At 61.6% G+C, this 14680-nt stretch carries 12 protein-coding genes; 7 read left to right on the forward strand and 5 right to left on the reverse strand.

All coding sequences use genetic code 11. From position 1 onward, the window contains the following. The first annotated feature begins 105 nt into the window (after positions 1-105). The 5 genes from ACFFAR_RS00775 (at position 106) to ACFFAR_RS00795 (ending at position 6234) form a co-directional block, all read left to right on the forward strand. Positions 106-2475, forward strand: coding sequence for a UvrD-helicase domain-containing protein (locus ACFFAR_RS00775; protein ID WP_062167136.1), 2370 nt, complete (start codon positions 106-108; stop codon positions 2473-2475). Beyond that, on the forward strand, positions 2472-3230 hold the full coding sequence (locus ACFFAR_RS00780) for a 5'-methylthioadenosine/adenosylhomocysteine nucleosidase (protein ID WP_375507397.1): 759 nt from the start codon (positions 2472-2474) through the stop codon (positions 3228-3230). The genes ACFFAR_RS00775 and ACFFAR_RS00780 overlap by 4 nt, the downstream gene beginning before the upstream one ends. A gap of 181 nt (positions 3231-3411) precedes the next feature. Beyond that, entirely contained in the window at positions 3412-3699 is a 288-nt protein-coding gene (locus ACFFAR_RS00785; protein ID WP_375507398.1) for a hypothetical protein, read from the forward strand. Between the two features lie 89 nt (positions 3700-3788). Next, positions 3789-4214 carry a hypothetical protein gene (locus tag ACFFAR_RS00790; RefSeq protein WP_075357171.1) on the forward strand — a complete coding sequence of 142 codons (426 nt, stop codon included), beginning with the start codon at positions 3789-3791 and terminating at the stop codon, positions 4212-4214. 124 nt (positions 4215-4338) lie between these two features. After that, a complete protein-coding gene (locus ACFFAR_RS00795; RefSeq protein ID WP_174364866.1) occupies positions 4339-6234 on the forward strand; it encodes a propionate--CoA ligase in 1896 nt (631 codons plus the stop codon). A 40-nt stretch (positions 6235-6274) separates the two neighbouring features. Here ACFFAR_RS00795 and ACFFAR_RS00800 read toward each other — a convergent pair whose 3' ends face one another. The 3 genes from ACFFAR_RS00800 to ACFFAR_RS00810 all read right to left on the reverse strand — a co-directional run bounded on the left by ACFFAR_RS00800 (position 6275) and on the right by ACFFAR_RS00810 (position 8476). Continuing rightward, entirely contained in the window at positions 6275-6799 is a 525-nt protein-coding gene (locus ACFFAR_RS00800) for a DNA-binding protein (protein WP_174364867.1), read from the reverse strand. Continuing rightward, entirely contained in the window at positions 6778-7083 is a 306-nt protein-coding gene (locus ACFFAR_RS00805) for a hypothetical protein (protein WP_236873350.1), read from the reverse strand. Before ACFFAR_RS00805 ends, ACFFAR_RS00800 begins: the two co-directional genes overlap by 22 nt. A gap of 139 nt (positions 7084-7222) precedes the next feature. Next, positions 7223-8476: an MFS transporter gene (locus ACFFAR_RS00810; protein WP_375507399.1), complete on the reverse strand. Its 1254-nt coding sequence runs from the start codon at positions 8474-8476 to the stop codon at positions 7223-7225. Positions 8477-8786: 310 nt separating this feature from the next. On the opposite strand from ACFFAR_RS00810, the gene ACFFAR_RS00815 reads away from it, so the two are divergent. Then, a complete protein-coding gene (locus ACFFAR_RS00815; protein ID WP_075357102.1) occupies positions 8787-10379 on the forward strand; it encodes a methyl-accepting chemotaxis protein in 1593 nt (530 codons plus the stop codon). Between the two features lie 308 nt (positions 10380-10687). After that, complete coding sequence (locus tag ACFFAR_RS00820; RefSeq protein WP_375507400.1) at positions 10688-11023, forward strand: hypothetical protein; 336 nt, start codon at positions 10688-10690, stop codon at positions 11021-11023. Between the two features lie 24 nt (positions 11024-11047). Here ACFFAR_RS00820 and ACFFAR_RS00825 read toward each other — a convergent pair whose 3' ends face one another. Together ACFFAR_RS00825 and ACFFAR_RS00830 are read right to left on the reverse strand one after the other, a co-directional pair. Beyond that, positions 11048-12523, reverse strand: a complete 1476-nt coding sequence (locus ACFFAR_RS00825; protein WP_174363664.1) for an HDOD domain-containing protein — start codon at positions 12521-12523, stop codon at positions 11048-11050. Between the two features lie 232 nt (positions 12524-12755). Continuing rightward, positions 12756-14516, reverse strand: coding sequence for a bifunctional diguanylate cyclase/phosphodiesterase (locus tag ACFFAR_RS00830; protein WP_062170155.1), 1761 nt, complete (start codon positions 14514-14516; stop codon positions 12756-12758). Positions 14517-14680: the final 164 nt, after the last annotated feature.

Here is a 14680-nt window from a genome sequence, read left to right on the forward strand (position 1 = left end):
CTGATCGGCCTCAATCGAGCCCCAAGCGAGCTTTCAAAGCGGTTGTTTCGAAAACGTGTCCGCCCGCGCGGTCTTATAATGTTCGACCCACCGGAAGACTCGCCCATGCCCGATTTGCTTGCCAATCTGAACCCCGAACAACTTGCCGCCGTCACGTTGCCAAACGAGCCGGCGCTTATCCTGGCGGGCGCAGGCAGCGGCAAGACGCGCGTCCTGATCACGCGCATCGCGTGGCTGATCCAGCAGGGTTATGCGTCGCCGCAGACCATTCTCGCGGTCACGTTCACGAACAAGGCCGCAAAAGAGATGATGGCGCGGCTGACGGCCATGATGCCCATCGATACACGCGGCATGTGGATCGGCACCTTCCACGGCTTGTGCAACCGCATGCTGCGCGCGCATTTCCGCGATGCCGGCCTGCCGCAGGCATTCCAGATCCTCGATACTGCAGACCAGCTTTCGGCCATCAAGCGGCTGATGAAGGGCCTGAATATCGACGACGAAAAATATCCGGCCAAGAATCTCCAGTACTTCATCAACAACGCGAAGGAACAAGGGCTGCGTCCGAAAGACGTCGACGCGACCGACGCCTTCAACATGAAGTTCGTCGAGTTGTACGCGGCGTACGAGCAGCAATGCCAGCGCGAAGGCGTGGTGGATTTCCCCGAGCTCCTGCTGCGCTGCTACGAGCTGCTCGCGCACAATCCGCCGCTGCGCGCGCATTACCAGGCGCGTTTTCGCAATATTCTGGTCGACGAGTTCCAGGATACGAACAAGCTGCAGTACGCGTGGCTCAAGATACTGGCGGGCGAGCATAACGCCATCTTCGCCGTGGGCGACGACGACCAGTCCATCTACGCATTCCGTGGCGCGAACGTCGGCAACATGCATGATTTCGAGCGCGAATTCCATGTGCGCAACATGATCAAGCTGGAGCAGAACTATCGCTCGCATGGTCATATTCTCGATACCGCCAACTTCCTGATCGCGAAAAATTCGCGCCGGCTCGGCAAAAATCTGCGCACCGATGCAGGTCACGGCGAACCCGTGCGCGTGTACGAGGCCGCGACCGATACGCAGGAAGCCGGGTGGATCGTCGAGGAGATCAAAGCGCTGATTCATGCAGGCGCGGCGCGTGGCGAGATCGCGATCCTGTATAGAAGCAATGCGCAGTCGCGAACCATCGAACATACGCTGGTGAATGCGGGCATTGCGTATCGCGTGTATGGCGGCTTGCGGTTTTTCGAGCGCCAGGAAGTGAAGCACGCGCTTGCGTATCTGCGCCTGATCGACAACCCCAACGACGACACCGCGTTTTCCCGCGTCGTGAATTTCCCGACGCGTGGAATTGGCGCAAGGTCGATCGAACAACTCGCCGACGCCGCCCGTCTCTACAACTGTTCAATGGCCGCGGCCGTGCCCTACGTGGCCGGCAAGGCAGGTTCGAGTCTCGCGAATTTCGCGCAGTTGATCGGCAAGATTCGCGCCGAAACACAGCACATGAGCTTGCCGGAGACGGTGGAGTACGTGGTCCGCGCGAGCGGTCTCGCGACGCATTACGAGAACGAACGCGAAGGCCAGGACCGGCTCGAGAACTTGCAGGAAGTGGTGAACGCGGCGGCTGCTTTCGTGCAGGAAGAAGGCTACGGGCTCGATACCCCCGCGCGTTCCATTCCGCTGCGCCCGGGCGCGACCAACGCGCCGGAAATCGGCGTGGCGACGGATGATCCCGCTGTCGATGTGCTCGATCCCGAAAGTCCCGCCGATCCTGCGCAAAACCCCGACACCATGACGCCGCTGGCGGGTTTCCTGTCGCATGCATCGCTCGAAGCCGGCGACAACCAGGCGCAAGCCGGCCAGGACGCCGTGCAGTTGATGACGGTGCACGCAGCCAAGGGGCTGGAGTTCATGGCCGTGTTCATCACGGGGCTCGAAGAGGGTTTGTTCCCGCACGAAAACAGCGCGCAGGAAAGCGACGGGCTCGAAGAGGAACGGCGTCTCGCGTATGTGGCGATCACGCGGGCGAAGGAGCGGTTGTATCTGTCGTTTGCGCAGAGCCGGATGTTGCACGGCCAGACGCGCTACAACATCCGCTCCCGTTTCTTCGATGAGCTTCCGGAAGAGTCGCTCAAATGGCTCACGCCCAAAGTGGAAGCAGGCGCGCGCTGGGGCGGCCGGGCCGATAACGCCGGCTGGGGCCGGGACTGGTTCGCGCGTCCGGGGCAGGAACGCGGAGAACGCGCCGCTTACACGGACCCGGATGCCGGCAAGCCGTTGCCCGCGTTCGCCAACAACCAGCGCGCGGCCGACACCGGATTCAAGATCGGCCAGCCCGTGTTCCACAACAAGTTCGGCGAGGGCACGGTGATCGCGCTGGAAGGAGCAGGGACGGACGCGAAAGCCCAGGTCCGGTTCAAACGCCATGGCGAGAAATGGCTCGCGTTGGCGGTGGCTAAACTGCAGGCAGTGGAATGAAGATGGACCGGCTCGGCATCATGGCCGCGTTGCCGCAGGAACTGGGCGATCTGACAGATGCAATGCGCCTTGCCGGGAATGTCCGCACCGAGATCATCGGCCGTCGCGAATATCACGTCGGAACGGCGCATGGCGTGCCGTGCGTGGTAACGCTGGCGCGCGTGGGCAAAGTGGCCGCGGCCGCGACGGCGAGCGCGCTGATCCACGTGTTCGGCGTCGATTCCATCGTGTTCACGGGTGTCGCGGGCGGTGTTCGGGAAGACGTGCGCGTGGGCGATATCGTGATCGGCGATACGCTGATGCAGCACGATCTGGACGCGTCGCCGCTGTTTCCGCGCTTCGAGGTGCCGTTGCTCGGCATGGCGCGTTTTGCCGCGAACGCCGGGCTCAGCGACGCGTTGGCCAAGGCCTGCACCGCCTTTCTCGCCGATGAACACGCGGCGCTCGAGGCGCGTTTCGGTGTGCATCCTCCACGGTTGCATCGCGGGCTGATTGTAAGCGGGGACCGGTTTGTATCGAGTCATGCCGAGGTGAACGCGCTTCGCGCCGCTTTGCCTGAAGCGCTCGCCGTCGAGATGGAAGGCGCCGCGATCGCCCAGGTTTGTTACGAACACGACGTGCCGTGCGCCGTGGTGCGCACCGTATCCGATACCGCCGATGCCGACGCGCCCGAGTCATTCCTCGAGTTCCTTCACGCGCTCGGCGGCGCGTATTCGTCGGGGATTCTGCGGCGCTTCTTGACGGCGCGCGTCTGAGCGCGGCAATCCGCCTCATCTTGTCTTTCCAACGGCCGTAGCCCCGCTCATGGCGGCGCTTCGCGCATCGGCTTCGCTCACCAACGATCCCAGATCTTTTGCATCGGTCCTGCCCCGAAAATCCTGCTTGTAATTGAGAATGATTCGCAATTACAATACATCGGACGACAGGAGGTCCACTTTGACCCAAACGACGCTCGATAGATTGACCGGCTTCTCGCCCGGATCGCTGGCTGATTCACTGGCTGATTCACTGCCTGATTCGCTGCCTGATTCCGGCCGGGCAGCGCTGGTTATATCCACTAACGCTGCACGTGTGATCGAGACCACCCGCCATGCGTGGCTCGGCAACGCAACGCCGCAGCTCGGAGACACGGCCAGGCAAGCTCGCCGGCCGCGCTTTCAGCGCCGCCCGATGATCGCCAACCTGGCGCTGGTAATGAATTTCTGGAGTACGAGACCGCTGTGATCGCCACCCAATCTCAAACTGCGACGCCGGCTACCTTGGCAACGCCCGCAGCGGAAACAATCCATCGTTCCGATGTCCCGAATCAGCGCATGCACGACGCCAGTCGTTTCCCGCTTGTGCGGTTGCGCCGCCGCTCGGTACAGCCCGGCTACGCATTTGCCTGGGGCGCCGAAATGCAGCGTCTGCTTGCGCTGAAAGCGCCGTTCGTGATCGTTGCGGAGTATTGCGCCGACGAACCCGCCGACGATCTGCGCCTGCGCTCCGCATGGCTGCGATCGAACCGGAGCGCCCTCGCAATGTACTGCCGCGGCCTGATCGTGATCGAACCGCGCATCGAGGCGCGTGCATCGACGCGGGAGATCGTGCGCGGCATGTGCAGCGGCAGCGGATTGCGCCTGGTCGTGGTATCGGGCATGCGGGTCGCAAACGAACTCGCGCCGGTGCTGCTCAAGCACTCGGGCCCGGACCTCTCGAAACCGCCTTCCATCGCTAAACCCCGCCTTCAGATGCCGTGACACCCGCACGAATCAGGGCCGTCCCTCTCTAGCACGGCCTTGACGGCTGAACTATGCTCAGGTGCAATTCGCCGCGCCCGGAATGATCCGGCTGCGGCGATTCCGCTACCTGACAGAGGTTCGAATGCCGACTTATCGTGAAGCTCACCGCCGTTCGATCGACGATCCGGAATCGTTCTGGGGCGAACAGGCACGGCGCATCCATTGGGAAACGCCATTCGATCAGGTCCTCGACCGCAGCAATCCGCCGTTTGCGCGCTGGTTTGTCGGCGGCAAGACCAATCTCTGCTACAACGCCGTCGACCGTCATCTCGCCTCGCGCGGCGAGCAGAATGCGCTCGTATATGTATCGACGGAAACGGGCATCGAGCGGCGTTATACCTACGCCGAACTGCACGCTGAAGTGAATCGCATGGCCGCCGTGATGCGCTCCCTTGGCGTGAAGCAGGGCGAGCGCGTGCTGATCTACTTGCCGATGATCCCCGAAGCCCTGTTCGCCATGCTCGCGTGCGCACGGCTCGGCGCGGTTCATTCGGTCGTGTTCGGCGGCTTTGCGGCGCCGAGCCTGGCGGCGCGCATCGACGACGCGACGCCCGTTCTGATCGTCACCGCCGATGCCGGCGCGCGTGCGGGCAGGGTGATCGACTACACGCCGCTCGTGGATGAAGCGCTGGCGCGCGCCGAACACAAGGTCGCGAACGTGTTGCTGATCGACCGGCAACTCGCGCCTGAGCGGTTGCAGGCGCCGTATCTCGTCGAATACGAACCGCTGCGCGCACAATTCTTCGATGCCCAGGTTCCATGCGTATGGCTGGAGTCGAACCAACCTTCGTACGTGCTCTACACGTCGGGGACGACGGGCAAGCCGAAGGGCGTGCAACGAGACGTGGGCGGCTATGCAGTGGCGCTGGCGGCATCGATGGAACACATCTTCCAGGGCAAACCTGGCGACACCATGTGGACCGCTTCCGACGTGGGCTGGGTGGTCGGGCACAGCTACATCATCTACGCGCCGCTGATTGCCGGGCTGACCACGGTCATGTACGAAGGCACGCCTGTTCGCCCCGACGGCGGGATCTGGTGGCGCATCATCGAGCAGCACAAGATCAACCTGATGTTCACCGCGCCGACCGCGCTGCGCGTGCTGAAGAAACAGGACCCGAAGCTGATGGAGCAAGCGGATTTATCGAGTCTGCGAACGCTCTTCCTGGCCGGCGAACCGCTCGATGAGCCCACGGCGCAATGGATCCAGAGCGCGCTGAAAAAACCGGTCGTCGACAATTACTGGCAGACCGAAACCGGCTGGCCCATGATCGCGATTCCCAGAGGGATCGAACCGTTGCCGCCGAAACTGGGTTCTCCCGGCGTGCCATCGATGGGCTTCGCATTGACCGTGCGTAACGAAGCAACCGGTGAGGTTTGCGCGCCTGGAGAGAAGGGCGTGATCGCGCTCGATTATCCGTTGCCGCCGGGCTGCATGCAGACCGTATGGGGCGACGATTCACGTTTCATCAAGACGTATTGGCGGAGCATTCCCGGGCATCAGTTGTATTCAACATTCGACTGGGGCGTGACCGACGAAGATGGCTACGTGTCGATCCTCGGTCGCACCGACGACGTGATCAACGTGGCGGGACACCGGCTGGGCACGCGTGAGATCGAGGAAGCGATCAGCAGTCACAGGTCGGTGGCCGAGGTGGCGGTTGTAGGCGTTGCCGATCCGGTCAAAGGCCAGGTCGCGCTCGCATTCGTTGTGTTGCGCGATGTCCAGGCGCTGGACGAAGAAGGCGCCCGCGAAGCGCTTGAAGCGGAGCTTGCGCGCAGTGTCGACTCACAGTTGGGAGCGATCGCCCGTCCCGCCCGTGTGCATTTCCTCGCGATGCTGCCGAAGACGCGCTCAGGCAAACTGCTGCGGCGCGCGATCGCGGCACTCGCTGAAGGCCGCGACCCGGGTGATCTCCCGATGATCGAAGATGCCGGAGCGCTGGTGCAGGTGAAAGAAGCTTTGACACGCCAATGACCGCGGTTCCGGGTGCGCCGCCCGGAACGCTTCGGCTTTCTCAACGAACCAGCTTCTGCAGCACCGATTGCGTCTTCGGCGATCCATGCACTGATTCCTTCGCCAGGTTGATCTGCATGGTGGTGGCCGCGACTTCGTGCACGGCTTGCTCGAGTTGATACGTTCCGCGAGCGTCGAGCCAGTCCAGGATCTCCGCCAGATGCCATACCACGGCGCTGCCTTCATGAACCGGCGAGGGGAAGGTCGAGGGATTCGCGAGCATCAGCTTGCGCATGTTCTGGCGCGTGACGCCGATGGTTTCGGCGACGTCCGTCAGGCCGACAAAATCAGGCGATGCCTCAACGAGCGCGGCCGTTGGAATGGCTGACTTGACGTCCGTCAAGGCGCTCATCAACGCGGCTTCCGCGCTGTCCGCTTCCCGGGTGAATGCCAGCGCGATGCGGCCGGGTTGTCCGATGCCAATCAGCGCGTCGTCGCATCCGGCGGCGGCAAGACGCCCAATCAATTCCTCGTGATCGCAGTCGGTTTCCGAGAGCCGATATTTCAATGTGAACGTGTATTCCATGGCGTCGTTTTAAATAAGACCACTGTCTGATGGGAAGGCTTTTCTATCTGGATCGCGCAGTTGTCCACCACGCGTTTTAAAGCCCGCGCATGATTGACAGCGTTTTTAGGTGTGCTCCAGATACTGGTGATACAAAACTCGCCGCAACGGCAAGTGGCCTCGTTGAATGGACAGTACATCCGTCCCCAGGCATGGCTTCCGCCTTCTTCAACGCGCCAGCCGTATGATTCAGCATGCCGCAGGGCCTCTTCAATTTCCTTCTTGTGATGCTTTGAACGAGTCATCCTTAGCTCCATAATAGAAGCGCCGCCTCTGGTTGTCAAGTGACAACCAGAGGCGGCGCTGGAACATCGAAACGAAAACTCGTTTTGGAGTCGTGCTTTCGCCGGTCGTGTGCCTGTCCTGCTCACGCGACCGGGAGCATCACATGTGCGCCGATACCGGTTTCTCGCGGGTATTGGGCAACAGGATGGTCAGGACTCCGATCAGCGGCAGGAACGAACAAACCTTATAGACATAGTCGATGCTCGTCGCGTCAGCCAGATGGCCAAGGACTGCCGCGCCGATTCCGCCCATGCCGAAGGCAAAGCCGAAGAAGAGCCCCGCAACCATGCCAACCTTGCCGGGAACCAGTTCGGTCGCATAGACCAGAATGGCCGAGAACGCCGACGCCAGAATCAAACCGATCACAACGGACAGCACGCCGGTCCAGAACAAGTTGGCGAACGGCAGCATGAGGGTGAAGGGCGCGACGCCCAGGATGGATACCCAGATCACGACCTTGCGGCCGATCTTGTCACCAACAGGGCCGCCGACAATGGTGCCCACCGCGACTGCCGCGAGGAACCAGAAAAGGTGAACCTGCGCCGTCTCTACGGCCAAATGAAACTTGCTGATCAGATAAAAAGTGAAGTAGCTGCTGATGCTGGCGAGATAAAAATACTTCGAGAACGTGAGCAGCATCAGGACTGTCATCGCGATCATCACCTTTTTGCGAGGCAATGCGGACACCACGGCGGAATGACGCGATTTCTTGACTGCGGGATGGCTCTGATACCACCGGCCAATGCCGAACAGCACCACGATCGCGAGCAGCGCGGCGGCGGAGAACCATGCAATGCTGCGTTGTCCGTGGGGCATGATGACCAATGCCGCCAACAAAGGCCCGAGGGAACTGCCCGCGTTGCCTCCGACCTGAAACACCGATTGCGCGAGGCCGTGCCGGCCGCCCGACGCCATGCGCGCCACACGCGATGATTCCGGATGGAAGATCGACGAACCGCACCCGACAAGCGCGGCCGCGATCAGCAAGACCGGGAAGCTTCCTGCCATCGACATCAATAACAGGCCACACAGCGTAAATCCCATGCCGATGGGCAATGAATACGGTTTCGGATGTTTGTCGGTGTAAAGCCCGACTAGCGGTTGCAATAACGACGCCGTGATCTGGTAAGTCAGCGTGATCAGCCCGATTTGCCCGAACGAAAGCGAAAACTCGCTTTTGAACATTGGGTAAATGGCAAGGATCAGCGACTGGATCATGTCGTTGAGCAGATGCGCAAAACTGATCGCGCCCAATACTGAAAATACGGTGCGGGGAACGGCCGTGATCGACGAACTCGCCGGACTCAAGGAGGGCGCGGCGCCAAGCGCGTTTTTATCGATACTCGTCTGCATGGTGAAGGGCTGGGGAGGTCTCGCGTTGCATTCGTTATCCACCTGAGCTGAAGCAGATAACCCGTTTTTGTAATTTTAAAGTGTCCTCTATCCATTGTCCGGCCAAGTTTTGTCGCAAACAGGACAGTAGATGCCGATCTCATTCGGGTTTTCCATGCGTTTTGCTCATCAAAGCCGGCTTTGCAACAAACGCTGAAAACAGCGCTAAAGAACTGCCGGTTCCCGCCGTTGACCATTGATGTACTCGCGCTTGCCGCTCACAAGGCGGTTTGTTACGCGAGTGACCAATCAAAACCTGGGATTTCAATCGATGAAATTGCTTTCGCTGCATCAGGCCGTCGGGACAAGCGGCCGTTCGCTGTCCGTCAAAGCATCGCTGCGGCTCGCCTTCGCATTGCTGTTGATCGGGACGCTGGTTATCGGCGTGATTGCGCTGACGCAGATCAGCCGGCTCAACGGCTCGACGGAATCGATTTATCGCGAAGGGTATGTGGCGAGCCGCGCGGCCGAGGACCTGCGCGCGGCCATGTTGCGCGCGAGCCGCTCGCAAAAGATGTTGCTGACCGCGACGACGGCGAAGGAGCGCGACGAACTCGGCGCGGACATAGAACATGCGCTGGCCGACATTGGCCGCGATCAAACCCAGTTGCAAGGTTTCGCCGATCCAACCGGCGGCCAGAAGGCGCTGGCGAAAGCCGTTGGCGCGTGGAGCAGCGACTTGCGCGCGTTCGTGAAGCTGATGAAGGAACAGCCGCTCGACTTGTCGCAGATGAACTGGCAGGTCGGCATGCAGGACGTATCGCTGCTGGTGGCGACCGGCAAGCTCGAGAAACTCGTCAACGTGCTGATCGAGCAGCGCGGAGTGGCGGCGAAGGCGACCATCGATACCGCCTCGTCCATCTATCACGCATCGTTCGTGATGGTTGCCGTGTTGACGCTGGCGCTGATCGCGCTGGCGTTTTTCGTGAGCGAATGGGTCGTGCGGCGTCTTTCCAGGCAACTCGGCGGCGAGCCCGTCTACGCGATGCAGATCGCAAGCCGCATCGCCGCGGGCGATCTGTCGAACCGCATCACCATCGCCAAGCGCGATAACACCAGCATGCTCTATGCACTCTCGGGCATGCAGTCGGGTTTATCGACGACGGTCGGCGAAATTGCGGCGAGCGCGGAGGCGATTGCATCTGCGTCGGGTGAGATCTCGCAAGGCAACGTGGACTTGTCGCAGCGCACGGAACAGCAGGCCGTCGCCTTGGAGAAGACAGCGTCGAGCATGGAGCAATTGACGTCCACCGTGCGCCAGAACGCCGAGAACGCGAAGCAGGCCAGCTCGCTCGCGCACAACGCGTCGGAGATCGCGGAGAAGGGCGGCGAGGTCGTGGGCCGCGTGGTCGCGACCATGGAGCAGATCAACGCCAGCGCGAAGAGCATTGGCGACATCATCGGCGTGATTGAAGGGATTGCGTTTCAGACGAATATCCTCGCGCTCAACGCGGCTGTGGAAGCCGCGCGGGCCGGCGAAGAAGGGCGTGGTTTCGCGGTCGTCGCGGGTGAAGTGCGAAGCCTGGCGCAACGGTCATCGGCAGCGGCGAAGGAGATCAAGGGTTTGATCCATACATCGGTCTCGCGTGTATCCGATGGCTCCACGTTCGCCCACGAAGCCGGCGCGACCATGGACGAAGTCGTGCGCGCGGTGAAGCGCGTGACGGACATTATGGGCGAGATCTCGGCGGCGTCGGCGGAGCAGAGCAGCGGTATCGAGGAGATCAATCACGCGGTCACGCAGATGGACGCCGGCACGCAGCAAAATGCGGCGCTCGTCGAACAGGCGGCGGCCGCGGCGCAATCGCTCGACGATCAGGCGCACGCGTTGAAACAACTCGTCGGCAAGTTTCAGTTGAAGTGATGTAACGTTGTATTCGATAGAACGAAGGCTTGCCCGAAAGCAGGTCTTCGTTCTAGAATTCGCGACGGGCGCGGCAGGGCGCCCGGTCTCGCGAAAGTGAAAGCACCTGTCACGCGTTATCTCTTCATCTGGATAAACCGCAACGTTGAACCTTTAGCCGCAGCGAGAACGGCGCATTAAGGAGAAACGTCATGTGGTCTACATCCGCACCTCGCACTGCCAATACAGATTCGTGCAATACCGAGTTCCTTCGACGCCATGCGCGCCGGCTGCTTTGTCTCGCCCGAGGAGAAAGCACGAGCACCGCGATGCCCGTCCTTCGCCGTCTGCTCGCAGCGGGCGTGATGCGCGAGGCAACGACGCTTACGCAACTGCACGAAAAGCGCGCGGCGATCCAGCTCAAGCATGTGCTGAACATGCTCGCCGTCGAGCTGGGACATTTTGGCTGGGATGCCTGTCAAGCCGTGGTGGATACGCAAGCGCCCGCCGTCATCGACAGATACCGCTTCGATGCCGGCGCTTTCGGCGATTACGAAAAAGTGTGGTTTGCAAGCGCTGCTGAAAGCCGTGAGTGGCAGCGCGAGCATGGGGGTTACATCGTGGAGTACGGGGATCAGGCGGTTGCAATCCTCTGGCGCGAGTAGCCGGGCCAGGTTCAGCCGCGCCGACTAGATCAATTCCATTTCTTTCCAGTCGGCGTTGCTAAAAAAACGGCTTAGCTCTCGCATCAGGTCGTTCAACGCGGACATTTCCATGGATGTGATCTTTCGCACGTGATCCGCGTTGGTCCAGTCGCCGTAAAGCATTGCCACCGTCGAGCCGTTTGCTTTCACCGGCAGGAGGACGAACGCGTGGGCATCGCTGAAAGACGATTTGAACCAGCGCGGCAGGCGTGCATCGATACGCGGGTCGCGCGCATTCTCGATAAAAATCCCCACCGGATTCGAGATTGCCAGATGGAACACGTCCGGCTGGAACGCCGCCGGGAATGTCAGCGACGGCAACAGCGATTCCACGCCCGGGCCGAGTCCAAGCCGCGCCTGGAATTCATCGTTGACCTGACGCACGAACACGACCGTGCGCGAAAACGAAAGCCCGGCGAGCACGGCTTCGGACGCAAGTGCGAGCACGGGCGCCAATGCGTTCTTCGATGGCAGCGAGCGCAAGTCGTCGAGGCTCGCCGCAATCCGCGCTTCTGCCGACAACTCCGCACGCGCGATGGCATCGGCGTCCGCCCGCAGTTCCACGATCTCGCGCATCACACCATCGTTCGAATCCTCGTTCGCGAGCGCGAGGCTCATCTCGGCAAGCGTCGCCGCATCGGTCGCAAGCGCGCGGCTGTAGCGGTTCGCAATGTCGATCAACGAATTCTCGCGATGGGCTTCATCGACATGTTGCGCGGTGAGCGCATCGGCGACTTCGGTGGAATAGTTCGTGACTGCCTGCAGCCAGCGTACGTGGCGCGGCGTTTTTTCGTCGATCGGTGCAAGCGGGTCGCGCGTGAGCATGCCGGTACGGATGGTCTCCGGCAAACGCCAGCGGTCCGCGGCCTCGATGCCGATTTCCTCAAATGTGACGCCCAGCAGCGCGCCGCATGCAATGCTGTCGCTGATGTGCTCGGCGGCGGCTTTGCGGCGCAACTGGTCCCATTCGGTCTCGAGATAAAACGCAACCAGGAGCTTGCCGATCTGCCGCATCAGCGTACAGACCACCGCTTCCTCCGATGTACGGAATTCACTGCGCTCGGTCACTTGCCGCGCGACCGCGCCGGAGAGCAGGGTGCGGTTCAGTTCGAGCTTGGCATCGATACGGCGCGGCGCGCTGTGATGAAAGTGATCGACGAGTTTCAGCCCGACCACGAGATGGCCGACCGCGTCCATGCCGAGGACCATCAGCGCGCGCGTGACGGTCGTGATGTTGCCGCCGAACGAGATGTACATCGCGGAATTGGCGAGCCGCAACACCTTCTGCGTGAGGCCGAAGTCAGACAGAACGACCTGGACGAGGGCCGTAAAGTCCAGGTCGTCGTCGCCCATGGCGGATACCGTGGTGCGCAAGGCCTGCGAGAGCATGGGGAAATCCCCGCGCTCGCTCATGCGCGCCCACAGTTTGTCCAGTAATTCGGCTTTGGTATTGCTTGCCATGCGATTGGTGTAATGCCTTGCAGGTTCCAGTCCAGTTGGCTGAGCCAGCTTGGGTCGGGCGCGTTGGCGGTGTTGAGGCCGGCAACGCGCGTTTGACTCAGCCGATGTGTAATGCGCGGAAAAACTTGCATGAGTCAGGTACGCAAGTCAGTGGCGTCTATGCCTTATAACGGCGCAACAGCACACAAGCTTTAAGCGAGACGCGAGACTTGCCGTACCACGTGACGGTATCTCATAAAGACGCCTGGAGAAAGAGCGTTTTATCCTCAAAGCAACGCTTCAGTTCGGTGGCGGGAAGCGCCTTGCTGATCAGCCAGCCCTGTATTTGATCACAGCCCATCTCGATCAGCAGATCACGCTGCGCTTGCGTCTCGACGCCTTCCGCGACCAGTTCCAGCCCGAGGGATTTGGCGAGTCCCACCACGGCGGTGACGATCGCCCGATTATTACGGGACGTCAGCAAGTTTTCGATGAAACTCCGGTCGATCTTGAGCTTCGAAAGCGGGAAACGCTGCAAGTAGGACAGGCTCGAGTAACCAGTGCCGAAGTCATCGACGGCAAAGTGGATGCCGAGCGCCGCCAGCGTTTCCAGCAGCAGCGTGGCTTCTTCGGGATCGTGCATCAAAAGGCTTTCGGTGATTTCGAAGACCAGCCGGCTCGGGTCCAGGCCCGTCAGATCGAGCGCGTCCTTCACGTTCTGGGTGAAGCGTTTGTCGCGGAACTGCTGCGGCGACACGTTCACCGACACGTAATCCAGCCTGATGCCGTCCTTGTCCCACTGCACCAGTTGCATGCACGCTGCTTTCAGAACCCAGTTGCCGAGATAGTTGATCAGGCCAATCGATTCCGCCAGCGAGATGAAAGCCGCCGGCGGCACCAGGCCATGCACCGGATGCTGCCAGCGGATCAGCGCTTCTACGCCGACCACGCCGCCGTGACGGCTTTCGGTGATCGGCTGGAAATGCAGCGCAAACTCGCCGTTGCGCACGCCTTCGTACAAATCGGCTTCCAGATTCAGGCGTTCGGCGTCGCGCGGATCGTTATCGGGCGCATGGAACACGACGATATTGCCGCCCGAGCCCTTGGCTTGGGCGAGCGCATGATCGGCCATGCGCAACAGGCTGCTGCCGGTATGCTCGACGGCATCGGGGTAGATCGCCGCCCCGATACTCGCGGACAAATGCGTGTGCTGCCCGCGATATTTATAGGGCTGCGCCACCGCGCTCAGCAAACGCCGGCCGAGATCTTCGGCCGCTGCGATTGCTTCGTGCGCCGTCCCTGCCGCCATCAATACGGCGAATTCGTCGCTCGATACCCGCGCCACGCGCTCGCCCGCGCGCGCAGCATGCTGCAGCCGGCGTGCGGTCTCGCGCAGCATGTCGTCGCCGGCGTCATAACCGAGCGCGCGGTTGATGCGCTGGAAATCGTCGATATCCACCCGCAGCAGCGCTGCGTGCGTTTGCGTGTGCACGGCTTCGGCCTGGGCGGCATCGAGTGCCGCTTGCAAGGCTGTCAGGTTTTCCAGGCCCGTGAGCGGATCGTGATTGAGCGCGTGCCGCAAGGCGGCTTCGGTCTCACGCCAGTGCGAGACTTCGAAGGCGGAGACGGCGAAGCCATCGTCGGGCGTCGAGAGGATCCGCAGCTCGACAAGAATCGGCGTTGTCAGCGACTTGAGCAAGTGGAGTGTCGCTGTCTCCAGCTTGCCGCTTTGCCGTGCACGGACGACGAGGGCATCGAGTTCATCGATTTCCTCCGTTGCCACCAGTTCGTGAAGCGTCAAGGAGCTCAGGTAGTCACGGTGATAGCCGAGGAACTCGACACTTCTCTCCGATACATAGCCGACCTGCAGCGACGCATCCACTTGCGCGAGAAAGTCGACGGCGGCAAGCGTCGCTTCGTTTGCGATGCCTGATGGGACCCGCTCGGGCGCGTCGATTGCGGCGACTGGATGTGCATCTTCGCCGCGCGCCGACGAAACCTGGACGAGCCGCACTGCGTTCAGCGGAAGCGGCACATACGGTTTCGCACCGGCGGCGGGAGCATCGACGGTAGCGAGCTTGGGAGTGCAACTGGCTTGCGCGGCTGCGGCCAGCGTCGCGGCAGCCCGGCGCACTGCGCTGCGGGTCTGGGCGGCGACGGCAAGCCATGCATTGAAGC

Origin of the sequence: uncultured Caballeronia sp. (assembly GCF_964243625.1) — a bacterium.
Taxonomy (GTDB): Bacteria; Pseudomonadota; Gammaproteobacteria; order Burkholderiales; family Burkholderiaceae; genus Caballeronia.

Excerpts from the sequence above, each read along its gene's own strand:
- ACFFAR_RS00775 (WP_062167136.1), top strand. The coding sequence starts at position 106 with ATGCCCGATTTGCTTGCCAATCTGAACCCCGAACAACTTGCCGCCGTC.
- ACFFAR_RS00780 (WP_375507397.1), top strand. The coding sequence starts at position 2,472 with ATGAAGATGGACCGGCTCGGCATCATGGCCGCGTTGCCGCAGGAACTG.
- ACFFAR_RS00790 (WP_075357171.1), top strand. The coding sequence starts at position 3,789 with ATGCACGACGCCAGTCGTTTCCCGCTTGTGCGGTTGCGCCGCCGCTCG.
- ACFFAR_RS00795 (WP_174364866.1), top strand. The coding sequence starts at position 4,339 with ATGCCGACTTATCGTGAAGCTCACCGCCGTTCGATCGACGATCCGGAA.
- ACFFAR_RS00800 (WP_174364867.1), bottom strand. The coding sequence starts at position 6,799 with ATGGAATACACGTTCACATTGAAATATCGGCTCTCGGAAACCGACTGC.
- ACFFAR_RS00805 (WP_236873350.1), bottom strand. The coding sequence starts at position 7,083 with ATGACTCGTTCAAAGCATCACAAGAAGGAAATTGAAGAGGCCCTGCGG.
- ACFFAR_RS00810 (WP_375507399.1), bottom strand. The coding sequence starts at position 8,476 with ATGCAGACGAGTATCGATAAAAACGCGCTTGGCGCCGCGCCCTCCTTG.
- ACFFAR_RS00815 (WP_075357102.1), top strand. The coding sequence starts at position 8,787 with ATGAAATTGCTTTCGCTGCATCAGGCCGTCGGGACAAGCGGCCGTTCG.
- ACFFAR_RS00820 (WP_375507400.1), top strand. The coding sequence starts at position 10,688 with ATGCCCGTCCTTCGCCGTCTGCTCGCAGCGGGCGTGATGCGCGAGGCA.
- ACFFAR_RS00825 (WP_174363664.1), bottom strand. The coding sequence starts at position 12,523 with ATGGCAAGCAATACCAAAGCCGAATTACTGGACAAACTGTGGGCGCGC.